This is a genomic window from Brevibacillus sedimenti (assembly GCF_020923495.1).
Taxonomy (GTDB): Bacteria; Bacillota; Bacilli; order Brevibacillales; family Brevibacillaceae; genus Brevibacillus; species Brevibacillus aydinogluensis.
The window spans coordinates 3,195,115-3,219,786 of sequence record NZ_CP064048.1; the positions used below are offsets into that span (position 1 = coordinate 3,195,115).

Below are 24,672 nucleotides of genomic sequence, written 5' to 3' on the forward strand. Positions count from 1 at the left end.
CGCGATGGGCCATCTGCTAGCGTACCTCGGCGTGATTCTGTACGAACGGGAAGCGGACGAGTACCTGCTGCTCACGCTGGATTACACAGTCAGCGCTCTGGCCCAGGTCCTGATGCGCCGAATGTTTGCCGAAGAGCAGGCGCTCGCGACGGAAAACCGGCTGTTTGACGACCTGATCATCAACCGTTCGCTGACGGAAGAGCAGATTCGCGCGCTGCTCGGGCTGGCCGGGACAGGAAAGGCGCCCGTCTACCATATCCTGCTGATGTCCCTGCGGCGTGACGGCGACGAGCACGCCGCTCCCCTGCCGCCGCACGAACTGACAGGTGTATTCCGTTCGCTCCTCTCGCGGCTGGGCTTTCGCCCGTTTATCCGCTGCAAGGGCAGCCGCTTTTACCTGCTCGTGATCGGCCCGTACAAAGCTGCAGACGCCCGCCGCTCTCTGGACAAGGCAATGGCCGAGATGAAACGCATCTGCCGGCAGGTGATGGGAGCGGACACGGACGTGCTGTTTGGCGTCAGCCGTCCAGGCACTCGGCTGGGGGAGGCCGGCAGGCACCTGACAGAGGCGGAACAGGCGCTCGCCTTTCAGCACGATTCTCCAAGCCCCTATTTTGCCGATCTTGGCCTGTTTCGCCTGCTCTTTCACGTTCCGCATGAATCGGTGTTGAAGCCGTTCATCAACGATTACCTGGGGGCGCTGATCGACTACGACGAAAAACACGGCACACAGCTCGTCCACACACTGCGTGTCTACCTTGATTCCAACCTCTCCAAGCAGGAGACGGCCACGAAACTCTACATTCACCGCCAAACCTTGTATCACCGTCTGGAAAAGATTGAAGAGATCCTTCCGCCTGACTATGCCCATCCGCACCACCGGCTTTGTCTCGAAATTGCCCTGCGTGCCTATGAATGGCTGAACCACAGACCGGCCGCTGCCCCCTTCCGTCCGGACGAACAAACGGCGCGACCGTCACGCTGACGTGACGGGACGCGCCGTTCAATTGGGGTTGTCTGTGTGTCTGCCTCAACGGCGGGATCTGGCCGGATAGGTAATTTGCATGTCATACCAAGCCATCCTGCCTTTTTCCAGTTGAATGACGATTCGGTACGGTCCGGGTTCGGCCAAATCCACCGTCAGCGTTTCGGGATTGTCTTCGCTGTCGGTGGAGCCGATCAGATTTCTGTCACCATCGTAGACGTACAGATTGACATCGGCATCGCCGATCCATTCCGCAGTCACGGTCATTTCACCCGCCTGCTTGGCCCGGATCCAATACGTGTGATCCCTGTTATTACGCGAATTTTCGATAAGTCGCCCCGTTTTGACTTCTGTTATCCAATCGTCGGACAGCAGCTTGCCGTTGGCTGCCAGAGCGTACGGCTGAGGCCCCTTGGGGATGTTGTAGCCCTCTACCGTCACCGTGTAGATGCCTTCCTCGGGATGCTTGATCCAGACCTGCTCCACGTTGTTGAGGTTGTCCACTTCATCGTCGTAGGGATAGCGGAAAAAGTCGTTGCCGTTCAAGGTCTCGCCGCTTGGCGTTACTACTCGCAGGTTCAGATCGTTGACCAGCGTGCGCGTGGCTGCCAGGGAAGCCGGGTAATCTGTCCAGGCCAGGGTGATGGCCAGCGGTTGGGAATCGTCCGTCACCTTGAGACGGTAGGTGGCTTCATCCCCTGTTTTCATTCCCTTTTTCTCATCCACAAAGCTCGTCTCGATCGCACGCTGCAGGTTGGCTCGTCCAAAACCCTGCAAGCGCATGTCTTCGTCCAAATCGTCGGCGCCGCTGATGAGCATTGCCTTGATCAACGCCCCGCTTGGATTGTCCACGCCGTTTTCCTGCAGGTACTGACGGACTTGGGCCACACCGCCGGCCAACACTGGCGTCGCCATGCTTGTCCCGCTGAGATAGGCGTAGAACTCATCAAAATGTCCGTGATAATTCTCGTCGGGTGCCAAAGAGGAACGCGTGGACAGGATGTAGCTTCCCGGCGCGACCAGATCGGGCTTGAGGCGGCCGTCCGCCGTCGTCCCCCGGCTGCTGAATTCGGCTACCTCGTCCGGGTCGTCCGCTTCGTAATCATCCAGCTCCGGCCGGTCGTTCTCGGTAGCGCCCACGGCGATCACGTTTTTGGCTGTCGCCGGCGTGCCGATGGTCTCGTATCCGTATACGCCCGAATTGCCGGCCGCCACCAATGCCGTCATGTCCGGATGTTCCCAGAGGAACTGGTCGAACAAAAACGAGTCCAGGCCGTATTCGCCATAGTCATCGACGCCCCAGGAATCGGAGTGGATGCGCGCGCCTTCCGCGTAAGCCTCCTCCAGAATGTCATGGACATCTCCGGCCAGATATCCGTCTTCGTCCAGCATGGAATGAAAGACGAGCTTCGCATCGGGAGCCATGCCTTTGTACTGGCCGTCTGACGCTTTGCCGGTGCCCACGATCGAGCCCGCCACGTGAGTGCCGTGGCCGTCAGGGTCGCTGGCATCCCCTTGGCGCCCGATGGCATAGAGCTCTTTCACCTGGCCTTCAAAATCCGGGTGGATCTGATCGGGATCGCCGGTGTCCAGGCCGCTGTCCGCTACGCCGACAATCTGCCCTTCGCCGGTGTAGCCGGTGGAGGCCAGGTAGTCGGAATGGATGATTGCCGCCGCCCGGTCATTGCGAAGTTTTCGCTCCAAAACGGGAACGACGGCGATGACCTCGTCGGATTGGATTACCTCTTCCAGACTGCGGCCGCTCAGCCGCGCCATCGAGATGTGGGGAGCTTCCTCCAGGCTTTTCACTTGTCTGGCTTCCCCGTCTTTCACGATCCGCTTCAAGGTGCGCTCCATGTCGACACGGTGGTCAAACCCGATGACCGCTACCTCCACATCCGCCCGCTTGCCGAGGGTGGAGCGCAGCGACGGCGACACCTTGGAGACGGGATGAAACGGGAGGACGTCCCTGACGAACGGCAGCTTTTTCAGCGCCCGCCGCGCTTTTTCCTCGTCCACCCGGGCAATGAACGCGTAATCGGGTATGTAATCCCCCAGGGTTACGCCCAGGTCTTCCACCTGCTCCTTCCACTCTTCCACCACCGGACCGTCAAACTGTATGACGATCAGATCCGTGCTTCCCTTCTGCGACGTTTGGGAAGCGAGTGAAAGTTCCTCTTTCGCCTCGATCGCCAGTCTGCCCTTGCGCCCCTCTTCCCGCTTGGCGCTGACAGGCAGTTGACCGACCATCAAGGATACGACCAGTGTCATGGATAGTGCCGCATGCCATTTGAACCGCAAAGAATCAACACCCTCTTCCCATTGTTGTATAATGTTTCCATTATACGGCAAAATTCGACGATGGGAAAGAGTCTGAATATTTCCTTAAGACAAAAAAGGATCGAGGAACAGTCCCCGATCCAGGATGAAGAACTTCCCTGCACCGACTCGTCACCCTCCGTGGACAGACGTTCCTGACGCCGGTGCGCCATTTGGAAACAACGGCTGAAAATCAACCCATTCCAAACGGCTCAACTGCTCAATGTCCGAGCTGTCGTCGCCCGCCTGCGTCAGCCGGAGCGCCTGGTATTGCAAGGCTTCCTGCAGCAGGTTGTGCACCATCCGACCGTTGCCAGTGAGCGTCCCCGCTTGAGCCGCTTGTTCCAACTGCTGCCGAATGCGCTCCTCCACATCGCCGCCGAGCCGGTATCCCGCCTGCGTGACCGCCTGCAGCAGCATGCGGGTGAGCTCGTCTGTCGTGTAATCGGGGAAGTGGAGGTATTTTTTGAAGCGGGAAAACAGGCCCGGATTGCTCGCCAGCAAACGCTGCATCTCCGACGGATAGCCGGCCAGCACGACCACCAGGTTTTCGCCATGACGGGACATTTCCTCCACCAGCGTGTGAATCGCTTCCCGACCGTAGTCCCGTTCGCCGCCCTCCAGCAGTGCGTACGCCTCGTCGATAAACAGGACGCCGCCCAGCGCTTCGCGGATTTTGCGCCGGGTCAGCGCCGCCGTCTGCCCGACGTATCCGGCTACCAGATCGGCCCGGCTGGCCGTGACCAGATGGCCCCGTTTCAGATAGCCGATTTCCTGCAGCATCTCCGCATACAGGCGGGCGACCGTCGTTTTCCCCGTGCCCGGACTGCCGGTGAATACGGCGTGCAGCTCAACGGGAACGGTCGGCAGTCCGCAGGCGGCCCGCTTCCGCTGCACCGAGGCAAACGCGGCGATTTTGTTCAGTTCCGCCTTTACTTCATCCAGGCCAATCAAGGACGCCAGCTTTTCTCTCGCCGGCTGGACATCCGGCAGCGCGTCCAGACCGCCAACGTCTTTGGGGTAGAGAATGGTGAAGTCGTCCCACTTCAGCTCATCCGGTTCGTCAAGACGCCGCCCCTTTGCAAAAATCGCTTCCATCACGAGATTGGCCACCGTCCGGGCATTGCCGAAGGTGTGGTCCACACGAGCCTGTTCGATTCGCTGCCGCAAAGCCCGCCGCGCTTCCGGCGTGAAGGAAAAATCGTTTCGGCCGGCCACCTGCTCGGCAATCGCCACCAGTTCGTCGGTCGTATAGTCGGGCAATAAGAAGTGGCCCGTCTCTGGAAAACGGCTGCGCAGCCCCGGATTGGCGTACAAAAACTGCCGCATCTCCTCCGGATAACCGGCCAGCATCACCACAAACCGGCCGGCGTATTCGCCGCCGGTCATCGCGGCCACCAGCGTGTCGATTGCAGCCTGGCCGTAATCGCTGCCCGAGCTGTCAGCCCGCTTCAGGCTGTAGGCTTCGTCAATAAACAGCACGCCCCCGACCGCCCGTTTGACCGCCTCCATCACCCGCTGTTCCGTCTGTCCCACATACGCCCCGACCAGATGGGAGCGGTCCACTTCCACCACGTCGCCGCGCTCCAGAAGTCCCAGCTCGTGATACAGACGGCCGATCAGACGGGCCAGCGTGGTCTTCCCCGTCCCCGGATTGCCCATCAGCACCAGATGGAGGGGCAGCTGATCGGTCAGGTGCCAACCTTTTTCCTCACGGAGCTGCCGATACCGCAGGAAGCGGGCCAGCTTACGCACGCGCTCCTTGATCTCGTCCAGCCCGATCAGCCCTTCCAGTTCCTCCAGGGCTGACTGCCCGCGCCCGCCTCCAGGCATCTCTGCATCGTCCGATTCCCCGTCAATGGACAGCAGCCGTTCATGTTCTTCCTGCTGTGCGGTCAAGCGTTTGACGCTCTCCTGCAAGGCAGCCAGCATTTCCGCCGAATAAAACATGCCCTGCAGCGAGGCCGCATAGGCCTGGGTCCTCTCCAGCATATCGCCGAGCAGGCGCTCCCGCTCCGCGTACAACCGCTCCACGCCGGCTGCCGCGTGCACCGCTGTTTCGTCCCCGGCCGCTTCGGCCGCTTCGCGCGCGGCGGCAGCCAGAGCCTGCCATGACGGAAGGGCTTGCAACTCGGCCTCGGCGGCTTGTTTCAGCTGCTCTGCGTTCCGCCTGCGGGTAGCGGCGTTATCCGTTTCGCGGATCAGCGGATAGCTGCCGTCGAGGCGGTGTTCCTTCAGACGGGTCAGGTACAGGCGCACCCGCAGTTCGGCGGACGGCCGGTAGGCAGGGTCCAGCCGGACGGCACGGGACAGCCATTCCTCGGCCAACCCGTAGCCTCCCCGCTTTTCCATGCGGAGAGCAGCCAGCCAGGTGAGCACCACCGCTTCCGCCTGATCCAGCCGTTTGTCCTCGTCCGTTCCGCGCCGCTCCTCGATCAAGCGGAGGAGCGGGATTAGCTCCCCTTCCGACAGCTGTCGTATGTCAGGTGGGTGCCCCCGCCACCTCCACACAACTTCCAACCGGTCCGCTGCTCGCTGCTGCATCGTGCCCCTCTCCTTTTCTGGTTTTTCGTGTGTACTCCAGTTGTACCATACTTCAATTTTGGTGAAAAAGGCAATGATCGAAAACACACTCCTGGCACACGGCAAAAAAGCAACCTCCCGTCATTAGGAGGTTGCTCAGGCCCGATCACCCATGCGCCACGAACTTTGTCTGCATGCTGAACAACCTCCCGTCATAGGAGGTTGCTCGTTTCTGTTGTGTTGTTCCCTACACTACAGCTTTACGTTGCCAATGTCCACGTCGGCCTTGAAGCGGGCCTGGGCTGCTGCAAATACGTCCTGTTCCGACTCGGCGGCGACCTTGAACATGGTAATCAGTTTGTCGCCGCTGTGCACCTGCACGTTGTACTGCGAATCACCGTCGTACGTAGCGGAAAACGTGTATGCGCTGCCGTTCACGTTGATGGTTCGTTCCATATCGTTCGGACACACCTCCCGCCATAGTGTGTCCGCCTGCGGCCCGCTTCATCCCCGGGGCAGTGCGCTTCGACTGCTCAAGACGCGGCTGCTGCCTGCCTGGGCACAGCGAAACACAGTGAAACTGGCAGTGCGTCCCGCAGGCTGCATGCGGTCAGGGAGTAAGCAGTCGCGGACAGGACATTCATATCCGACAGGACCCTATACCGGCGAAAACGCCTGGTAGTCAGTCGGCTGGCGTATGATGGTACCATCCGGAAGCTCGACCAGCAGCAGATCAGTCTCCTCTTGGCTGCCCTCCTGCCAGTCAAAGACAAACACTTGTTTGTCCATCGGCTTGTTTTCGTCCAGAACGGCCAGGATTGCGCGCAGCGTGTCGGCCGTAATCGGCACCGGAATGCTTGTCCCCTGCCGGTCAGGGATGGAGAGCAGCTTCGGCGCCTCTTCAAAATACTGGACGGTATCCAGCAGCAGCGACACCTGCTGAGCGTTCAGTTCAGAAGCAAATCGTTCAAACGGCTTGGCCATGTGCATCATTCCTTTTCATCCGCAGAATTGTCGAACAAGCTGAATTGGGTTACCGCATTACCATCCCGGGGTGTTTTGTCCGGTTCCGCTTCGGCCGACCCTTTCGGGGGCTCCGCCGCTTTTTCCGCTTCGTCCGGCAAAACGGCTTCATAGGCGACGGCTTCCACGCCGCCGTCCACCACGCTGCGAGCCGCCCCCCCTTGTTCCGTCACAGCCACCTGTTCGGTCGGCACCAGTACCCACTCGTTTCTGTCCGTCAAAGCGTAGAGCGTGTCTTCCACAGTCACCGCCACCACCCGATGCGGATTGGTTTTCCGCTTGCGAATCACCTGGACCCCTTTGCCTGCCCGGCCCTGCAGCGGGATGGCGGAGATCAAGGTGCGTTTCACTTGTCCTTCGGCCGTCAGCAGATTGAACGACCGCGCATCTTCCGCCTCCGTCGGCAGCAGGGCGACTACCTCGTCACCAGCCGCAAGCGAAATCGCCTTGACGCCGCTGGACGCCCGGCCGGTCGCACTCACCTCGCTGCGCGGGAAGCGGATGCCCATGCCGTCTTTGGTCACCGCGAGGAAGGCACCCTCTTCACCTGCCACAAACGCCGTGACAAACTCGTCTCCCTCTGCTTTCAGCTTGGCCGCCACCAGCGCGCCGGAACGATTTGTCTCGTACTCGGTCAGCGCCGTCCGCTTGATCAAGCCGGAGCGGCTGACGTGATAGACGTAGAGCGGCTGCTTGAAATCGTCCACGATCGCAAACCCGACGATGTGCTGCTGCTTGTCCAGCGGGATGACGTTGACCAGCGCGGTCCCGATCTCTTTCCACTTGTCGTCGGGAATGGAGTTGACCAGCGTGGCAAAATACTTGCCGTCCTGGGTGAAGAACAAGGCCGTGTGGGAGGTGTTGGCCTCCGCAAAATAGCGGACCTTGTCCCCTTCCTTGACGCCGCAGGTCTCGATTGTCCCGCCCATCGACTTGAACGAGCGCGGGCTGGTGCGCTTGATGTAGCCTTCGTTGGTCAAGGTCACGACGCAGTCTTCCGCGTTGATCTGCATCGCGATATCCACCTTGACCTCCTCGATCTCTCCCTGGATCTCGGTCAGACGCGGCTCCGCGTACTTTTTCTTGATTTCGTTCAGCTCGGCGGTAATCACCTGGATCAGCTTTTTCTCGCTGCCAAGAATCGCCTTCAATACCTCGATCTCTTTGGACAGCGTTGCCAGCTCCTTCTCCAGCTTGACGATATCCAACCGGGTGAGCGACGCCAACTGGATGGACAGGATCGCCTCCGCCTGTGCCTCCGTGAACCCGTACTGCTCCATGATGTTTTTTCTGGCGTCGGCCCGGTCTTCGGAGTTCATGATCGTCTCCACGATCTGCCGCAGGATCGACTTGGCCCGGATCAGCCCCTGTACGACGTGCTCCCGTCTTTGCTTTTTGTCCAGGTCGTACTGGGTACGGCGCGTCACCACGTCTTTCTGGTGGTCGATGTAGGCGGCCAAAAGCTCCTTCAGCCCCATCTGCCGGATCGTTCCCTCGTGGATGACGTTCATGTTGTAGTTGTAATAGATCTGCAGGTCGGTGTTTTTGTACAAATAGTTGAGGATCGCATTTTCGTCCGCGTCTTTTCGGATGTCGATGACAATCCGCACCTTCTTTTGCTCCGCCTCTTTACGGCCGGTCTCGTCGCGGACAGCCAGCGCCCCCTCGATCTTGCGCTCCATCACCAGTTCGTCAATCTGGGCGACCAGCTTCGATTTGATCACGTCATACGGAATCTCCGAGATGACGATCTTTTTCACCTTGGTGCCTTTGGGCTCCTCCACGTGGCTGCGGCCGCGGATGACAAATTGTCCGCGCCCCGTCTCAAACGCCTTGCGAATGCCGGATGTGCCCTGGACGATGCCGCCGGTCGGAAAATCGGGCCCTTTGATATGATGCATCAGCTCGTCCAGCGTGATGTCCGGCTTTTTCATCTGGGCGATCGCCGCGTCGATCACTTCCCCCAGGTTGTGCGTCGGAATCTCCGTCGCAAACCCGACCGCAATCCCCGACGCTCCGTTGACGAGCAGGTTGGGAAAACGGGACGGCAGCACGGCCGGCTGCTGTGCCGAGTTGTCGTAGTTGGGGATAAAGGTGACCGTGTCTTTTTCGATGTCGCGCAGCATTTCGTTGGCCAGCGCGGACAGGCGGGACTCGGTGTAACGCATCGCTGCCGGCGGGTCGGCGTCCAGGCTCCCGAAGTTGCCATGACCCTGAATCAACACCTGACGCATTTTCCACCACTGCGCCATCCGTACCATCGTCTCGTAAATGGCGCTGTCCCCGTGCGGATGGTAGGTCCCCATCACATACCCGACCGTCTTGGCCGATTTGCGGTACGGCTTGTCATGCGTATTGCCCTCCTGGTACATCGCGTACAGGATGCGGCGCTGCACCGGTTTGAGGCCGTCGCGGGCATCGGGAATGGCGCGGGACAAGATGACCAGGTTGGCGTAGTCGCTGAAACGCTTCCCCATGATTTCCGCGAAACTCTGTTCGATGATCTGATTGGACAGCATGCTTATTCATCCTCTCCCACTTCAAAGGTGACATGGTTCTCGATCCACTCGCGCCGGGGCGGCACCTTGTCGCCCATCAGGACGGTGACCAGTTTTTCGCAATGGGCGAGGTCTTCCAACTGCACCTTGATCAGCTTGCGCGTCTCCGGATTCATCGTCGTCTCCCAGAGCTGGTCGGCGTTCATCTCGCCCAAGCCCTTGTAGCGCTGCACTTCCGCACCGCGCCCCAGCCGCTTGAGAGCCTGCTCCAGCTCGTAGTCGTTCCAACAGTAGACCACGTCCGCCGGCTTGCCGCGGTTTTCCTTTCGCACCTGATACAGCGGCGGCTGGGAGATGTACAGCTTGCCTGCGGCGATCAGCGGCTGCATGTAGCGGAAGAAAAACGTCAGCAGCAGCGTCTGGATGTGCGACCCGTCCACGTCGGCGTCGGACATGATGATGATTTTGTCAAACGCGCAGTTTTCGATGGAAAAGTCTTCTCCGATATCGGTCTCCAGCACCTCCAGAATGGTGCGGAACTCCTCGTTGGCGAGGATGTCGGACAGCTTCGCCTTTTCGGTGTTGAGCGGTTTACCCTTCAGGCCAAAAATCGCCTGAAACTCGGAGTTGCGCGCCTGCTTGGCCGAACCGCCGGCCGAATCCCCCTCGACGAGGAACAGCTCATTGCGCTTGGGGTCCTTGTACTGCGGCGGCGCGAATTTGTCGGAGATGGATTTCCGCTTCTTGGCGTTTTTGCCCTTCTTGTCGCCGCGCAGCGCTTCCCGCTGTTTGCGCAGTTCCTCACGAATTTCCGCGGAACGAATCGCCTTTTCGATCAACAACTTGCCGATCTCCGGGTTTTCCTCGAGGAAAAATCCGAGTTTTTCCGAGACGATCTGCTCCACAATGGTCCGCGCCTCTTCGTTGCCCAGCTTGTCCTTGGTTTGAGACTCAAACTGGACATCGGCCATCTGCAGGGACAGCACCCCGAGGAAGCCTTCGCGCAGGTCGTTGCCCGACAGGTTGGGGTCCTTCTCCTTGAGGAAGCCTTTTTTACGGGCAAATTCGTTGAACACCCGCGTGGTTCCGTTGCGGAAGCCGGTTACGTGCGTGCCGCCGTCCGTCGTCGGAATGGAGTTGACGTACGAGACGAGCGTTTCCGTGTAGCCGTCGTTGTACTGAAACGCCAGCTCGACGTAAACGTTTTCCTTTTCCCCCTCGAAATAGACCACCGGGTGGAGCGTTTGTTTGCCTTCGTTGAGGTACTCGACGTAGGATTTAAGCCCGTCCTCGAAGTAAAACTCCTCCCGTTTGACCTCGGGTCCGCGCTCGTCAATCAGCACCAGGCGCAGCTTTTTCAGCAAAAACGCCGTCTCGCGCAAACGGTCGCGGATCGTCTCGTAATCAAACCGGGCGCTGCCAAACACCGCGTCGTCCGGCAGAAAGCGCACGGTCACACCGGTTCGCCTGGTGGTGCCGACCACTTCCAGGCCGGTCACGGGCTTGCCCACGTGTTCGTTGCCTTGTTCGTCCACCACGTAGGCATACCGCTGTTTGTGAATCTTGCCGTCGCGGTGGATCTCCACCTCCAGCCATTTGGAGAGGGCGACTACCACGCTGGAACCGACCCCGTGCAGTCCCCCGCTCTTTTTGTATCCGCCGCCGCCAAACTTGCCGCCGGCATGCAGCGTGGTAAAAATCACTTCCGGCACCGGGCGGCCCGTCTTGTGCATGCCGGTGGGGATACCCCGCCCGTGGTCCTCCACGCTGACGCTGCCGTCCTTGTGCAGGGTGACGATGATCGTATCGTTAAAACCGGCCAGCGTTTCGTCCTTGGCGTTGTCCACAATCTCCCACAGGAGATGGTGCAGACCGCGGCTGCCGGTGGAACCTATGTACATGCCCGGCCGTTTGCGCACGGCAATCAGGCCTTCCAGCACCTGAATGTCTTCTTCGGTATACGTAAGCGTATCTGTTTCCTTCAATCGCGTTCTCCCCTCTGCTTCTTCAACTTGCGCAAGGAAACGCGGCGCCGGCCGCGCCCTGGGCGAAAAGCGGAGCCGTGGTCGCCCTTGTGCGGAACGGACGTGACGTTCCGTTCTCCGTCCGGGTAAAAAGCGAACACTTAATCGCTATTGTACCGTATGGAATTGATTGTATTCAACGCCCGCTGTCGGTGGACGGTGAGAAAATGCGATTCCGCGGGCAAAAAAACCACCCGGCCGTCGCTCGCGCTGTGACGGGTGAGGCCCGAAAAAAGGCCACCTCGCCCTAGCGAGATGGCCGAATGCGCCGCGTTATTTTTCGTTCAGCAGGCGTTCCATTTCCTCGTCGTCAATTTCGTAGTTGGCGTAGACGTTTTGGACGTCGTCGTTCTCTTCGAAAGCCTCCATCATCTTGAGCATTTTCGCTGCATCCTCGCCGCTGATCTTGACGGTGTTCTGCGGAATCCACTGAACGGACGCGTTTGCAAACGTGTAGCCTTCCGCTTCCAGTCCGCTTTTGACCTGTTCCAGCTCGTGCGGGTGGGTCAAAATCTCGTAGGAGTCCTCGTTGGTCACCATGTCCTCGGCACCGGCTTCGAGCGCCTGCATCAGGATGGTGTCCTCGTCGACGGGAAACGCTTCGCGGTCGATGGTGATGACGCCTTTCTTGTCAAACATGAAGCTGACGGAACCGGTCTCCCCCAGGTTGCCGCCGCGCTTGTTGAAGATGGCGCGCACGTCGGCCGCGGTCCGGTTGCGGTTGTCCGTCAGGCATTCGACGATGACGGCCACGCCGCCCGGTCCGTATCCTTCGTAGCGGATTTCTTCGTAGTTGTCGGCGTTTCCGGTGTCCGTCGCCTTTTTGATCGCGCGTTCGATATTTTCCACCGGCATATTGATGGCTCGCGCGTTGGCGATGATCGCTTTCAGCTTCAGATTGGCGTTCGGGTCCGGCCCGCCTTTCTTCGCCTCCACGTAAATCTGCCGGGCAAATTTGACAAATTGGTTGTTCCTTTTCTGGTCGGCTGCGCCTTTTTTGGCGGCAAACAGTTTGAACTTCGGCATAACCAACTCTCCTCATCACATACAGAAATACCATGTCTAAGTGTAGCACTAGAGGGGAAGATCGGTCAAAGCCAAACCTCAGACAACCAGGCAGTTCCCGTCGGCGATCAACTGTTCCAGATCGACGTAATATCGGCCGGAAGCGCGAAACTGCCCGAGCGCGATCCGGCGGCAGACGTCGGTGCCCACGGCCGCTCCCAGCGTGACGGACGAGGCCAACTGCGGCCAGGTGCAGACGGTTTTGCCCACCTCCGCCAATGACGCTCGCAAGCGCGCCGAGATGGCGTCGTCCCCGACGATCCGCAGCACATGGGGGATTTTCTCCTGGTTGGACAGCCCCTTCAGGGTGTCGTAGTCCAATCCGTCGACCAACCCGTGCAAAATCGGCCGGTCCGGTTCAAGGTCGAACCGTTCCACGTCCACAAGTCCCCTGTCGCTCGTGTCCATCACGACGGGAATGCCCAGCGCCCTGGCTTTGAGCCGGCTCAGGATCTTCATGTTCAGGCTGTCGCATTCATCCACCAGGATGTCCAGCCGTCCGCCTTCCAACAGAAAGCGGTCCAGATTCTCCTCGTTGGCCCCGTCGGCAAAGCAGACCACTTTCAAAAAGGGATCGATCTCCGCAATCTCCCGCGCCGTGACAATGATTTTCGGCATGCCCAGGTGGTGAACGCCGGTCCGGATACGGTTTAGGTTGGAGAGTTCCAGCGTGTCGAAATCGGCCAGGCGAATCTCGCCGCACACCCGTTCCATCGCCAGCGTGAGCGCGAGGGACTGGCCGACGGAAAGGCCGATCACCCCGATCGCCTTCCGGGACAACACCTCTTGTTCCTGCTGCGTGATCTTGTTTCGGTTCCGGTTCGTCCGCACAAACACGAACTCCTCCTCGTCCAGCAGGTGCACGAGGGTCCTGCGCCAGGGGTAGTACACCCATACGCCTTTTTCCTCGGGAGCCTCCCCCAGATAGTCTTCGACCGCCTCGGACAGCTCTTCCCGGCTGAACCGGCGGTCCGGATGCTTCGCCTTGATCAGTTCCTCCACCTGTCCGCGAAACGGATTGAGAATCACGACATCGTCTTGCCTGCGGCACAGGTCCTGCAAGCGGCGGCGGTCATCCTCCCGCTGGAGGCGGAAAAACAGCGGGGCAAACAGCCAGTCCTCTCTTCTCATCTCTGTTCGTTCGGCCAGCAGCGAACGCAGGTCCGTCATGATAAACTTCCCCCTTTCTTTCGTCACTCCTGATCAATCACAATGCTGAGCCCGTCCACGGTCTGCACCAGCGGCGACATGCAAAAGCCTACCGTGTACAGGGCCGGCTGCCGGCAGGTTTTTGCATCCGGCCGCCAGTACTTGTAAAAAGCCTGCCGCATGAACGCGTGTTTGTCCGATGCAGCGGGAACCGCAGCGGGCACTCTGGTCAGCTGAATGCCTGTCTGTTCCAGAAACACTTTGACGTGAAGCGGCAGGATGGCAAAGACCGTGCGGATTTCCCGCGCTTCCATGAACGCGAACATGTGGCGGAGCAGAAGGCGAAACAGGTAGCGCTTGTGCAGATCGAGGAGCGGTCGATACCGCTTCGTCCCTTCGTCTTTGCCGATAAAATCCAGCAGCGGATGAAAAGCGAAGCGGACGAACTCCGCCGCTTTTGCCGGCTTGTTTACGCCAGCAAACAGCTCGTAACAGTCCAGTTCGTCGTCCACCACGGCCCGCGCGGTCGTCAGCACCAGCGGATGGCTGCCGACCTGCTGGACGACGGCAAACACGTGCGCCTGTTTTTCCGTATGGGTGCCGACATCTTCAAACTCAAGCTGGTCATGCAGATAGCGGAGGTTGTAGCTGAAATTGACGATGTCGTTCACCTGCTCGTGCAGATGCGTTTCCGTCTCGTCCAGTGTCCTGCACTCGTACAAGGCGGTGTCGAGACATGCATGTCGCTGTTCACGGACGGGACGCACCAGCTTGTCGAACAAGCAGGTCAGCTTGGTGTTTTTGATACCCGCTGAGGAAGACTGCACCAACCAATCGTTCGGCAGCAAGCTGAATGGGCTGGAACTAAAAGGGACCAATTCTGTTACCGTTTGACAAGAGCGGGAGTACACCATTCCGTTTGTTCCTCCAATCTCCCATGCAGGGCGCCGTGTCTGTCGACAGCGGACGGCCACGGATGGGATGAGATTTTTGAAACAGGAAAAAAGTTCTACAAAATGCACGGTTTTCCTCCAAAAACATACAACGTTTTCCAATTTTTTAAACTTTTTGTTCTTTTCAAACGTCGAACCGTGTGGTCAACACCATGTTTTTCGGCTAATTGCCTGAAGATGGGGCAAGCTATGGAGGAGTTGAAAACCCAAGGCAGACAAAGGGGGAAGTTCCTTGATCAGCGCAACAAAACCGTTTGTGAAGTTTCACCGCTATGACCAGGAGCTGGTCTCCGACATTCAGGCGCTTAATTCCTCCGGCTACCACAAGGACGATATCTGGGTCCTACGGTGGAATCCGGACAAAAACCACTCCAACCAGCGCGACAACTACTACAAGTACAGCAGCCATTCCGAGGATGTCATCGGCGATATCGACAGCAAAGCACATGTCTTTGAAAACGGCGGCGAAGAGCTGCGGACTCGTTTGGAGAAGCTGGGGCTGAGCAAGGACGAAGCCTCGGCACTGTTCCGCGAGCTGCAGGAGTCGGATTACTCCTGCCTGCTGGTCGTGCGGGATCTCAAGGACAATATCATAAAGATGAGCAACTGATTCCTCGCATAAGAGAGGTGCCTTTCGCGCACTGAAAAAAGCCGCTGCTATGCCGCAGCGGCCTCTGACTGAAGACAAAGTGCATTTTTTATCATTACGAGTTCGTAAGGAACCGATTTTCCCATCGGTTCCAGGCCGCAAGGCCTGCACATTGATCAACCAAGGTGGAGAAAAAGTACGAGGCATGGGGTGATGGGCAAAGCGAGCTCCTTTGACGACCTGCCAAGCGAAAAAACGCAGGACGCGGGGAAAACAGGGGGCACAAGTCTCACTTCGTTGAACTACCCAGATGTTTGCCCCCCTGCCCGCGTCGCGTTTTGGAGCGGACATCATCCACTTCTTTGCTGGTCGTCAAGTGAGCGAGCGGGCCTCATCACCCATGACACCACCGGACTTTGTCTACACGCTGAAGCCGCTGCTATGCCGCAGCGGCTTTATTGCATGTGTTTTTGTGATGCTTACTTTGTTTCGTCGACCAGTTCGATGCCTTCCAGCACTTCGTTGAGCTTGACGTAGACGGCTGCTTCCTCGTTTTCCTCCAGCGGCACCATTTCACCGCCGTCGACCTGGAATACGAAGATGTCCACTTCTTCATCCACGTCGTCTGCTTGCGCCTCGTCTTCAACAGCGTCGGTCAAGGCGACGTATTCCTTTCCGTTTAGTTCAAACAAGGCGATGACTTCGAAGTCGCCAAGCGGTTCGCCGTTTTCGTCGTCCAGCGTAATGATGTCGCCCAGTTCCAGGTCTTTGTTTTCTGCGGTCAATGTGTTCACGTCCTTATTGAAAGATTCATGATACGTGTCCATCATACAGGTTTTTTCGCAAAGACGCAAACACGCATGGCTGTCAGCTGACAGGCAGCCTCACCTCGAAGGTGGAACCTTGGTGCAGCTGACTCGTGACGGAAATGGTTCCGCCGTGGTTGTGAATAATCCGGTAGCTGACCATCAACCCCAGACCTGTCCCGTTCTCCTTGGTCGTGTAAAACGGCTCCCCCAGTCTCGCCAGACGATCTTCGGGAATGCCGCAGCCTTGATCGCGGAAGCTGATGACAACCGTGTCTTCCTCCCGCCGCACGCTCACGTGCACTTCGCCTCCGTCCGGCATGGCCTCGATGGCGTTTTTCAAAAGATTGAGAAACACCTGTTTGAGCTGGTTCTCCTCGCACATGACCGCAGGCAGATTGGGTTCGTGATGGATGAAGATGCGGACGTTGTGCATGACGGCGTGTGTCTCCGCCAGCACGATAATATGCTCCAGCATGGGAACGACGTCCCTCTCCTTGAAGGCGATGTCCTGCGGTTTGGCCAGCACGAGCAGTTCACTGATAATTTTGTCGATCCGGTTTAACTCCGACAACATGATGGTAAAGTACTGCTGCTTGTCCTGATGGTGGGAGTACATCAGCTGCAAAAAGCCCTTGAGCGAGGTCAGGGGGTTGCGGATCTCGTGCGCCACTCCGGCCGCCAGCTGACCGATGACGGAGAGCAGTTCCGACTTGCGGACCATCTCCTCCGCCTGTTTTCGCTCCGTGATGTCCTGCAGAATGCCGATTACGGCCGGCTTCCCCTTGTAGATCGTGGTCTTCTGCAGCACTTCGAGATGAACAATGTTGCCGTCGCTGCGCAGACCGTGAAACTGATAACGAATGGGCGAGCGGTCTCCCTTGCTGCGGCGGCTCTGGTTTTTCAGCACAATCTCCCGTTCCTGCGGCACGACCAGATCGACCGCTCCCAGCCGCATCATGTCCTCCTGGGTGTAGCCGAACATCTCGGCCATGCGGGGATTGACGTAGACGAAGCTGTGTTCGTTCACGTACGCAATGTACACGCCGACCAACGTGTCCTCGACCAGACTGCGGTACAATTCCTCCGCTTCCTGCAGTTCATGCTCGATGCGCTTGCGCTCCGTAATCTCCGTCGAGGAGCCGACCACTTCCACGACACGCCCCTGTTCGATGATCGGGGAGAGGGTCGTCGTAAAAATTCGTTCCCCCATGGTTGACTCATACTCCACCACATGGCCGTCATACGCCTTTTCGTACATGGACATGATGTCATCGCTGCACAACTGCAATACGTCTTGCAGCCGCTTGCCGCTGATGCTGTCCGTCGTCAGTCCGAACTCTCTGGCCAACTTTCCTTCCGAGAGGGTGAACACGAACTGACCGTCTGCGTCACGCTTGTACTTGAAAATGTGATTGTGCAGATTTTCCACAGTTCGGCGCAGTTCGTCCTTGTTCAAGTCGACCGACGGTTTTCCGGTGTAGATCCCTGCTTGCAACAGGCGAGCACTCCTTTACCCTGAGAATGAGATGCAACAAGAATTCGCTGTGCCTTCCACGTTTCCTCTTTTTTCCTAAAAAATCGTATCTTCCGCAATCTGCGCCCGCATGGTTTTGTCAAAATCTTTCTATTTTTGGTATAATTGGATGGGTTGTGGGCACATCTCTCCGAGAAAGGGTGGTCGTGTGAAGAAAAAAATCATTCTCGCAGGGGGTTCCGGTTTTCTCGGGCAATCACTGGCTGCGTTGTTGACTCAGAAAGGATATGACGTCGTCATCTTGACGAGAGGCGCGTCGACCGAACGAAATCATGTCCGGTACGTTCACTGGGACGGCGCGACCATCGACACGTGGACGGACGAAATCGACGGAAGCCATGCCGTCATCAACCTCACCGGGAAAAGCGTCAACTGCATCTATACCAAAAAAAACCGGGACGAAATCATCCGCTCCCGCCTGGATTCCGTCAACGTGTTGGCCGACACCATTTTGACCTGCAAGCATCCGCCCAAAGTCTTTGTTCAGGCGGGGTCCCTGGCCATTTTCGGCGACACGCGAAACCTCTGCGACGAGGATGCCCCACATGGAACGGGATTTTCCGCTGACGTCTGCAAACAATGGGAAACAGCCTTTTTTTCCAGGAAGCTGCCTTCGACCAGACAAGTGCTATTGCGGATCGGCTTTGTACTGGGTCGCGACGGCGGCGCGCTTGAACCGATGATCAAGCTGACCCGGTACAACCTGGGAGGAACCATCGGGAAGGGCAATCAGTACATCAGCTGGCTGCATATTGACGATATGAACCAGATCTTCCTCGCAGCTGTCGAAGACGACAGGATGACCGGCATCTACAACGCGACCGGGCCGCACCCGGTCACAAACAAGGAATTCATGGCTGTGCTGAGAAAGGTGCTGAACAAGGGGTGGGCACCCCCGACTCCTGCGCCTCTGGTGTGGCTGGGAGCATACGTCTTCATGCGGACGGAACCAAGCCTGGCACTGACCGGCAGAAATTGTGTGCCAAAGCGGTTGGCGGATCACGGTTTTCGCTTCCGCCATCCAGACCTGGAGGCAGCGCTGTTCGACCTGCTCGGCAAGCCGTAGTCCCGCCAAAAAGAAACAGCCTGCGGTCCCCCGCAGGCTGCCCTCGATTCTATTCTTTTACTTCTTGCAGCACGCCTTTTTCCATCAGGAACGCCTCTTCCGCCTGCAAGATGGCAATGATGGCATCCCGCTGGACGTATTTGCCGGATTCGGCGAGGCGGCGTTCGATATACCGAAGCAGTTCTTCAAAGTCGAGAATCTGGACTTGCTGGTCGCTCACGACGTTCCCCCCTTATACCCTTCCTATTGTACACGAACCGGGCGCTTCTTCCAACTCCACCACCTGCGCCGCACCGGTTTCAGCAGATATCCGCTCCACAGCATGAACAGCACGCTCAGCGCCAGGTAACAGCAGGCAAAAAACAGCCAGGGGGTAAAGGCAAACTCCACCGACGGCATCAGCGAATCGTCGAGGATGGCGAAGAGCACGATCACCGGGTTGATTCCAGCCAGAATTTGCAGTTCCGGAAGACTCCACACCACTGCCTGGGAATACCGTTCCGGATCGATCTGCTGCAAAATTTCGCCGAGGAAGAAAAACAGCAGGCCGGTTCCGACGACAAAGCAAAACGCGATGCCGTACGCGGTAATCGTGCTGACGGCGGTTCGCTTGATCCAGGTGGAACAGAACAAGCCAAGCGATCCCAGAAAAAGGATGTTGACGGCGAAGAACAGGACCAGCTTCACCACCTGTTCCGGCGACACGCTGCCGTACAGCATGACCAGGCTGTACAGGGGCATGGACGCGGTCAGAAGCAGGCTGGTAAAGGCGAGCGACGTGACCAGCTTGCTCCAGACGATCGTGCGGGGCGACAGCTGGGTAGTGAGCAAAATGTTGAGCGTCTGACGTTCCCTCTCGCCGCTGATGGCGCCCGCTGTCAGCGCCGGAACGACAAAGCAGATCATGGCGTAATGGATCGCTGCCGAGATGAGGAACAGTTCCCCGTTTTCTCCCAGCGTTCCCGCACTGGACGGGCTGATCAGCAGCAGCCCAAGCGGAATGCCTCCCATGATCAGCAGAAACAGCGTGAGAATCCACACGGTCCGCTTTGTGCGGAACCGTTCCCGCAGTTCCTTGACGAGGATCGGATTGGACAGAAAATCCCGCATCAGCCTCCCACTCCTTCCGTGATGGCCAAAAAGACGGCTTCCAGGTTTTCGCTGGACTCGCCAAAGTACGTGACAGTCGCACCCGCGTTCACCAATTCTTGCAGCAATTGGGCTTTTTCCGCTTCGCCTCCGACAAACCGAAAGCGAAACCCGTCTTCCTGTTCCTCCAGATCCTTTACCAGGGGACACTGTGACAGAACGTGTCCCGCCTGATGGCGATTGGTCAGCGTCCGCACCAGCATGAGCGTAATGCCGCGGGCTCGGACGCTTACGTCATCCAGCGCTCCGCAGGCGATCAGCCTGCCCTGCTCGATCACGCCGATCTCGTCGCACAGCTCCGCCAACTCTGGCAGAATGTGGGAGCTGATCAGGATCGTCTTGCCCATCGCGCGAAGCTGTTTCAGGATTTCCCTGAGCTCAATGCGGGCGCGCGGGTCAAGTCCGGAAGCGGGCTCGTCCAGAATCAGCACCGCGGGATCGTGGACCAGGCACCGCGCCAGTCCCAGACGCTGCTGCATGCCCCGGGAGAGCGAATCGACGTAGGCGTCCACTTTGTTGGACAGGTTGACCAATTCCAGCAGATCGGCGATCAGGGCATTCCGTTTGTTCGCCGGAATCTTGTAGGCCCCGGCGTAAAAGTCCAGGTACTCTCGCACCGTCAGGTTGTCATAAACGCCGAAAAAATCAGGCATGTACCCAATCGACTGCCGAACGTCCGCAGGCTCCTTCATCACGTCGTAGCCGCAGACAAACGCCTGTCCCTCACTCGGCTCCAGCAACGTGGACAAAATCTGCATGGTGGTCGTCTTCCCCGCGCCATTGGGACCGATGAAGCCGAACACCTTTCCCTGCTCAATCCGCAGATTGAGGTCGCTAAGCGCCCGCAGGCTGCCGTATCGCTTGCTCAGATGGATCGTTTCAATCATGGCGCACAGGTTCCCTCCCCTCTACCTGGAAGAACGGGATCGGCAGCGAAAGACGCTTTGCACCCGGGTGGGAGAAGCGAAGCAGGACAGTGCCGTCGGGCGTCAGGTACTCGCTCAAGTCCGCCTCGAGGACCAATCGCTTGTCTCTTGGCAGCGGCTTCCACTGCCCGCTCTTTTGGTGGAAAATCGCTTTCTGAAACGGGCGGAACGAACTGTGGTCGAGCGGCACGATGAGCCGCTCCGCGTGGTGTCTCGCCTGACCCAGCTTCAGCGAAAACGTGACGCTGCCTTTTGCCACATCCCACAGATAAGGCGATTTCGGCTCCAATTCTCCGGTCGACTCTTGTATGCTCACGTCCAGCAGACCGTACGGATACGTGATCACGCCGCGCTTATCCGGTTGAAGCCGCACCGTTTGGCTGATCACGTTCCAGTAGTGGGAACGATGCTCTTCCTGAAAGGTGATGAGCGGGATGGGCTGGCTGTTGACGCCGAGAATTCGCACAGAATCACCGCCCTCGACTGACAGCACGTCGTCCTTCATCCAGCGGATACGCTCTTCCACAGAGGGACTCGTATTCTCGTAATCACTTCGGCTGGGCAGGTAGAGCGGCTCCAGTTTGGCGTCGACCCGCTTCGTTTCTCCCGGCCGCATGCTGCCGAGCGGAATCCGCTGCGGTCCCACCTCCACGTAGGCCGTCTCCAGCGGAAATGCCGTGTTGTTGGTCACCGTCCCGCGCAGCCTGTCTTTTCGCACGTAAAGGCTGGCCGCAAACTCGCCTGCATCGCGCATCAGTCCGAATCCGACCACCTGCCGCGGCGTCAGATACGGCACTTTCTGAAACTCCAGGACGTATGTCGTGTCCGCCTGCTTTTCCGACATCAACCCGTCCGGTTGGAAATTATATCGGTTGTAGGAAAGCGGCAGGGCAACAATCCCCGGCTGGACCTCCGTCCTGAAACGATCTTTGCTGACCGAAAGAAACGTGGACGCTGACTCCACTTCAGCCAGCTGCCCATCGAGAATCCGCACCCGATTGACGGAGTAACTGCTGTTTTCCCGGACGACCATCGGCTTGCCGATGAAAAAGACCCCGACCATCAAGAGCACAGCCATTCCCGGAATGACGCCCCACGCCCACTGCCGCCGGTTCAACCGCTTCAATAGCAAATAAGTGCCGGGGCCACCGCCCCTACGTACACGACCCACAGCACGGCGATCCAGACGGGATGAGGCGGTTGCACGTCGGGAATGTAGCGGCTCAGCTCGAGCAAGTGGCGATTGAACTGGTTGATGCGCCGTCCCTGTTCGAGCACATCCTGCACACCATGACGGATCAGGACGTTTTGCCACAACTCGTCACCGTGCTGCCAGGACGCAAGCGGCTCTGTCGTCACGTCATAATTGACAAACAGCAGCCGGCCGTGGCCCGCCTCTTGGGCAACGAACAGCGGCAGCGTGCTGTTGTAAACGGGAATGCTTCCGTCAGGCAGATTTTTCGCCGGCATATAGGCAGAGAGCGCCTGTTTCAGATCGACGCGTCCGCTTTTCGGCTCGATCGGCAAAACATCGGCAAACCGCCGGACTGCTTCCTCCTGACCGGGTCCGGCGGACAAAATGACGACGCCGCCGCTCTTGATCCACTCTGTAATCGCCCTTACCTGTTCATCGCGCAGCTGCTTCACCTGTTCTCCAATCAGCGCGAGAATATCCAGGTTGCGGTACAGCCATGGCTCGTCCGGCAGCATCTCGGCGGTCAGGTTTTGCACGAGGACGTGGCCGCCGTCCATCTGCCGCTGTGTCAGCGTCAATACATGAAAAGCGCCGCTGCCGGAATCCAGCACGCCAATGATGCGTCCCTCATTGGGAAAACGCATCCGCAGCTTTTCCGACGCGACCACCTTGTCACCCTGGGTCAGCCAGAGCCGCCATTCTTCCAAAAACAATTGCGCCGGCATGTCAAAGGCGATCGTCTTGCTTTCGCCTGCCGTCAGCTTTACCGGCTGCCGAAGCACGCCATACCCGGTTTTTCTCGGTTTTCTTGCATTGGACAGCTCGACCAAACCGGAAAACGGCTGTTCCTGCGAGTGCACGGTCACTTCCAGTCGTACCCAGGCATCGTATTTGAACACTCCGTTGAACGGCATGTGTACTTTCATCTCAACGCTGCCTTCGGCGGCAGCCGGCTGAGCGGCGAAACTCAACCACACGACCGCGAAGACGAGCAGCCAACTCCTGTTCATCTCGTTCTCCTCCGCTCGTTATCGTGACGCCAGTGAGACGACCAATGTGTTCTCTGTCTCGTCGCCAGCCTGGAGCAGCAGCAAGTGCTCGCGGTCAGCCGCCCAGTGAGCCCGCACCAGACGTCCGCCCTTCCATGATCGGATCGGCACCTCTTTTAGCACAGGCGGCTGTTCGTTTACTTCCGCTTCCGCGAGGGTGCCTTCCGGAGTGGTGAACGTCAGGCTGGACTCACTGTTCCAGGACGGCCAGCCGCCTCGACCGACGAGCGTAGTCCGACCGGAGCGCATTTCCATCACGAACACGCTGCCCTGTTTTGTAAAGGCAAGCAGGCGTCCGTCGGGCGACCACTCCGGTTGACTGCCTTCTGCCACCTTCCAATCCCGCATGGAAACGATGCTGCTTACCCATATCTCCTCCACGCCGTCGCTCGTGCGCGTATAGACAATGCTGTCGTCGGCCGGCGACCAATTGGGAGAACGAAACGCAGCCCCCTCTTCCTCCTTGATCAAACGGCTGCTGCCCGACTGCTTGTCGTCGGGCACGTCCACGATCCAGAGCCGGGACGTCTCTCCCTGCTGCTCCACCACGGCCAACTGGTCGGCCCGATTGCTCCAGGACAGGGAAGTGAAATCGCCGTGATCGACCGGCAGTGACAGGTCCACTTTTTTATCCGGCTCATGCAGCGCATACGTGCGGATGGTTGAACCGCCCGTCACGTACGCGATCCGCGTACCGTCGGCATTCAGATCGACCCGCTCCTGATCGATCACCGCTTCCATGGCGAGCAGCGACGGCTGCCGAACCGACAGCACACCATGCGGCCAGAAGCCGTACCAGACAGCCAGCACGAGCAGGACCACCCCACCTGCCAGGCTCCAGACCAGGCGGAACCTGTTTGGCCGGGACCCCACCAGGCTTTGCTGCCGCTCCTTGTCCAGTTCCTTGATCCGCTGCAACAGCTGTTTTTTCAACTCCGCTTTCAGCTGGTAGTTCACCGGCACGGACCGGCGAAGCTTTTGCAGATGGGCCAGCAGTTGGGCGACGGAATGATCTTCTGACCAGTCGGTGGGGATGTGCTTCTCGTCTCTCATTCGCCCTCTCCCCTTTCGTACATCTTCTGTAGCTGATGCAAAGCGCGATAGGAGATCATCTTTACGCTCGATTCCGTTTTGCCCAGCACTTCCGCCACCTGGCTGATTTTCAGATCGGCAAAATAACGCAGGGTCAGGACGTCACGCTGATCCTGCGTCAACTTGTCCAACCGGTCGCGCAGCAGGCGAATCTCTTCGTTGGTCAGCGCCTGCCGTTCCGGCTGCCATGTATCGTCCGGTTCACCGCCGAGCAGGTCGTCCTGATCGACTGGAAACTCCCGGTTTTTTCGCATGAAATCGACGTACGTATTGTGAGCGATGCGAAATATCCAGGAAGCAAACGGACTGGTTCTGCTGTATTGATCAAATTTTTCAAGCGCTTTTAAAAACACTGTCGTCGTCAAGTCGTCGGCATCCCACGGATTTTGCACGCGGCAGCGCAAATAGCGGTTGACGCGGTCAAAGTACTCGTCGTACAACTCGGTAAAATCGCGGGACTCGTAATACTCGGCCGAAGAGTCTGACGACGGGCGCGTCGAACGCTTCATCGCCATTGCCATCGTGATTTCCTCCACCCCGCCGTATCGGCCGGAAGCCCGATCGCCGTGTTCCAACGACGCGGGCACACTCCGGCGCGGTCAGGTCTTCTCGTTTCAAACGCAAAAGCAAGCACCCCTTTCCGGTCAGCGCTTGCGGACGAGGAAAAAGCATCCGCGAATGCGGCCGTCCCGTGAACGGACCTCATACAGATGCTTTATTATCC

At 58.5% G+C, this 24,672-nt stretch carries 21 protein-coding genes; 3 read left to right on the plus strand and 18 right to left on the minus strand.

Going from position 1 to position 24,672, the window contains the following annotated elements; translation table 11 throughout:
* Positions 1-4: 4 nt before the first annotated feature.
* A complete protein-coding gene (locus tag IRT44_RS15700; protein WP_230076961.1) occupies positions 5-985 on the plus strand; it encodes a PucR family transcriptional regulator in 981 nt (326 codons plus the stop codon).
* 45 nt (positions 986-1,030) lie between these two features.
* Here the strand turns inward: IRT44_RS15700 and IRT44_RS15705 are convergent, their stop codons facing one another.
* The 9 genes from IRT44_RS15705 to IRT44_RS15745 form a co-directional block, all read right to left on the minus strand.
* Positions 1,031-3,256: a S8 family serine peptidase gene (locus IRT44_RS15705; RefSeq protein WP_230076962.1), complete on the minus strand. Its 2,226-nt coding sequence runs from the start codon at positions 3,254-3,256 to the stop codon at positions 1,031-1,033.
* A 180-nt stretch (positions 3,257-3,436) separates the two neighbouring features.
* Positions 3,437-5,848, minus strand: a complete 2,412-nt coding sequence (locus tag IRT44_RS15710) for an AAA family ATPase (protein ID WP_230076963.1) — start codon at positions 5,846-5,848, stop codon at positions 3,437-3,439.
* 231 nt (positions 5,849-6,079) lie between these two features.
* Positions 6,080-6,283 carry a hypothetical protein gene (locus IRT44_RS15715; protein WP_171566750.1) on the minus strand — a complete coding sequence of 68 codons (204 nt, stop codon included), beginning with the start codon at positions 6,281-6,283 and terminating at the stop codon, positions 6,080-6,082.
* Positions 6,284-6,484: 201 nt separating this feature from the next.
* Positions 6,485-6,811: a hypothetical protein gene (locus tag IRT44_RS15720; protein WP_230076964.1), complete on the minus strand. Its 327-nt coding sequence runs from the start codon at positions 6,809-6,811 to the stop codon at positions 6,485-6,487.
* Positions 6,812-6,816: 5 nt separating this feature from the next.
* Positions 6,817-9,369 (minus strand): DNA topoisomerase IV subunit A, encoded by a 2,553-nt coding sequence (gene parC / locus IRT44_RS15725; protein ID WP_230076965.1) that lies wholly within the window; start codon positions 9,367-9,369, stop codon positions 6,817-6,819.
* 2 nt (positions 9,370-9,371) lie between these two features.
* Positions 9,372-11,333, minus strand: coding sequence for a DNA gyrase/topoisomerase IV subunit B (locus tag IRT44_RS15730; RefSeq protein WP_230076966.1), 1,962 nt, complete (start codon positions 11,331-11,333; stop codon positions 9,372-9,374).
* Positions 11,334-11,645: 312 nt separating this feature from the next.
* The gene (locus tag IRT44_RS15735; RefSeq protein WP_029099103.1) at positions 11,646-12,398 is read right to left on the minus strand and encodes a YebC/PmpR family DNA-binding transcriptional regulator; all 753 of its coding nucleotides are present in this window, start codon (positions 12,396-12,398) and stop codon (positions 11,646-11,648) included.
* Between the two features lie 78 nt (positions 12,399-12,476).
* The gene (locus tag IRT44_RS15740) at positions 12,477-13,607 is read right to left on the minus strand and encodes an Rv1355c family protein (RefSeq protein ID WP_044898058.1); all 1,131 of its coding nucleotides are present in this window, start codon (positions 13,605-13,607) and stop codon (positions 12,477-12,479) included.
* A 23-nt stretch (positions 13,608-13,630) separates the two neighbouring features.
* Positions 13,631-14,500, minus strand: coding sequence for a hypothetical protein (locus IRT44_RS15745; RefSeq protein ID WP_230076967.1), 870 nt, complete (start codon positions 14,498-14,500; stop codon positions 13,631-13,633).
* Between the two features lie 271 nt (positions 14,501-14,771).
* On the opposite strand from IRT44_RS15745, the gene IRT44_RS15750 reads away from it, so the two are divergent.
* Entirely contained in the window at positions 14,772-15,149 is a 378-nt protein-coding gene (locus tag IRT44_RS15750; RefSeq protein ID WP_171566743.1) for a YflT domain-containing protein, read from the plus strand.
* A 458-nt stretch (positions 15,150-15,607) separates the two neighbouring features.
* Here IRT44_RS15750 and IRT44_RS15755 read toward each other — a convergent pair whose 3' ends face one another.
* Positions 15,608-15,913 (minus strand): DUF1292 domain-containing protein, encoded by a 306-nt coding sequence (locus tag IRT44_RS15755; protein WP_171566742.1) that lies wholly within the window; start codon positions 15,911-15,913, stop codon positions 15,608-15,610.
* A gap of 82 nt (positions 15,914-15,995) precedes the next feature.
* Positions 15,996-17,432, minus strand: coding sequence for an ATP-binding protein (locus tag IRT44_RS15760; RefSeq protein ID WP_216369499.1), 1,437 nt, complete (start codon positions 17,430-17,432; stop codon positions 15,996-15,998).
* 187 nt (positions 17,433-17,619) lie between these two features.
* Between IRT44_RS15760 and IRT44_RS15765 the strand changes: the two genes are divergently transcribed.
* Positions 17,620-18,537: a TIGR01777 family oxidoreductase gene (locus IRT44_RS15765; RefSeq protein WP_230076968.1), complete on the plus strand. Its 918-nt coding sequence runs from the start codon at positions 17,620-17,622 to the stop codon at positions 18,535-18,537.
* Positions 18,538-18,586: 49 nt separating this feature from the next.
* Here IRT44_RS15765 and IRT44_RS15770 read toward each other — a convergent pair whose 3' ends face one another.
* From IRT44_RS15770 to IRT44_RS15800, 7 genes are read right to left on the minus strand one after another with little or no spacing between them, the layout of a single operon-like run.
* Positions 18,587-18,757, minus strand: a complete 171-nt coding sequence (locus IRT44_RS15770; protein WP_171566740.1) for a hypothetical protein — start codon at positions 18,755-18,757, stop codon at positions 18,587-18,589.
* Positions 18,758-18,780: 23 nt separating this feature from the next.
* The gene (locus IRT44_RS15775) at positions 18,781-19,647 is read right to left on the minus strand and encodes an ABC transporter permease (RefSeq protein ID WP_230076969.1); all 867 of its coding nucleotides are present in this window, start codon (positions 19,645-19,647) and stop codon (positions 18,781-18,783) included.
* On the minus strand, positions 19,647-20,573 hold the full coding sequence (locus IRT44_RS15780; RefSeq protein WP_171566738.1) for an ABC transporter ATP-binding protein: 927 nt from the start codon (positions 20,571-20,573) through the stop codon (positions 19,647-19,649). The genes IRT44_RS15775 and IRT44_RS15780 overlap by 1 nt, the downstream gene beginning before the upstream one ends.
* Complete coding sequence (locus tag IRT44_RS15785) at positions 20,566-21,783, minus strand: hypothetical protein (RefSeq protein WP_230076970.1); 1,218 nt, start codon at positions 21,781-21,783, stop codon at positions 20,566-20,568. The genes IRT44_RS15780 and IRT44_RS15785 overlap by 8 nt, the downstream gene beginning before the upstream one ends.
* The gene (locus IRT44_RS15790) at positions 21,735-22,817 is read right to left on the minus strand and encodes a hypothetical protein (RefSeq protein WP_230076971.1); all 1,083 of its coding nucleotides are present in this window, start codon (positions 22,815-22,817) and stop codon (positions 21,735-21,737) included. The genes IRT44_RS15785 and IRT44_RS15790 overlap by 49 nt, the downstream gene beginning before the upstream one ends.
* Before the next feature lie 18 nt (positions 22,818-22,835).
* On the minus strand, positions 22,836-23,909 hold the full coding sequence (locus IRT44_RS15795; RefSeq protein ID WP_171566736.1) for a PD40 domain-containing protein: 1,074 nt from the start codon (positions 23,907-23,909) through the stop codon (positions 22,836-22,838).
* Positions 23,906-24,469 carry an RNA polymerase sigma factor gene (locus IRT44_RS15800; protein ID WP_171566778.1) on the minus strand — a complete coding sequence of 188 codons (564 nt, stop codon included), beginning with the start codon at positions 24,467-24,469 and terminating at the stop codon, positions 23,906-23,908. The genes IRT44_RS15795 and IRT44_RS15800 overlap by 4 nt, the downstream gene beginning before the upstream one ends.
* Positions 24,470-24,672 lie beyond the last annotated feature (203 nt).

Coding starts and splice junctions, on each gene's coding strand:
- IRT44_RS15700 (WP_230076961.1), top strand. CDS start 5: ATGGGCCATCTGCTAGCGTACCTCGGCGTGATTCTGTACGAACGGGAA.
- IRT44_RS15705 (WP_230076962.1), bottom strand. CDS start 3,256: ATGACACTGGTCGTATCCTTGATGGTCGGTCAACTGCCTGTCAGCGCC.
- IRT44_RS15710 (WP_230076963.1), bottom strand. CDS start 5,848: ATGCAGCAGCGAGCAGCGGACCGGTTGGAAGTTGTGTGGAGGTGGCGG.
- IRT44_RS15715 (WP_171566750.1), bottom strand. CDS start 6,283: ATGGAACGAACCATCAACGTGAACGGCAGCGCATACACGTTTTCCGCT.
- IRT44_RS15720 (WP_230076964.1), bottom strand. CDS start 6,811: ATGGCCAAGCCGTTTGAACGATTTGCTTCTGAACTGAACGCTCAGCAG.
- parC (WP_230076965.1), bottom strand. CDS start 9,369: ATGCTGTCCAATCAGATCATCGAACAGAGTTTCGCGGAAATCATGGGG.
- IRT44_RS15735 (WP_029099103.1), bottom strand. CDS start 12,398: ATGCCGAAGTTCAAACTGTTTGCCGCCAAAAAAGGCGCAGCCGACCAG.
- IRT44_RS15740 (WP_044898058.1), bottom strand. CDS start 13,607: ATGACGGACCTGCGTTCGCTGCTGGCCGAACGAACAGAGATGAGAAGA.
- IRT44_RS15745 (WP_230076967.1), bottom strand. CDS start 14,500: ATGGTGTACTCCCGCTCTTGTCAAACGGTAACAGAATTGGTCCCTTTT.
- IRT44_RS15775 (WP_230076969.1), bottom strand. CDS start 19,647: ATGCGGGATTTTCTGTCCAATCCGATCCTCGTCAAGGAACTGCGGGAA.
- IRT44_RS15780 (WP_171566738.1), bottom strand. CDS start 20,573: ATGATTGAAACGATCCATCTGAGCAAGCGATACGGCAGCCTGCGGGCG.
- IRT44_RS15790 (WP_230076971.1), bottom strand. CDS start 22,817: ATGAACAGGAGTTGGCTGCTCGTCTTCGCGGTCGTGTGGTTGAGTTTC.
- IRT44_RS15795 (WP_171566736.1), bottom strand. CDS start 23,909: ATGAGAGACGAGAAGCACATCCCCACCGACTGGTCAGAAGATCATTCC.
- IRT44_RS15800 (WP_171566778.1), bottom strand. CDS start 24,469: ATGGCAATGGCGATGAAGCGTTCGACGCGCCCGTCGTCAGACTCTTCG.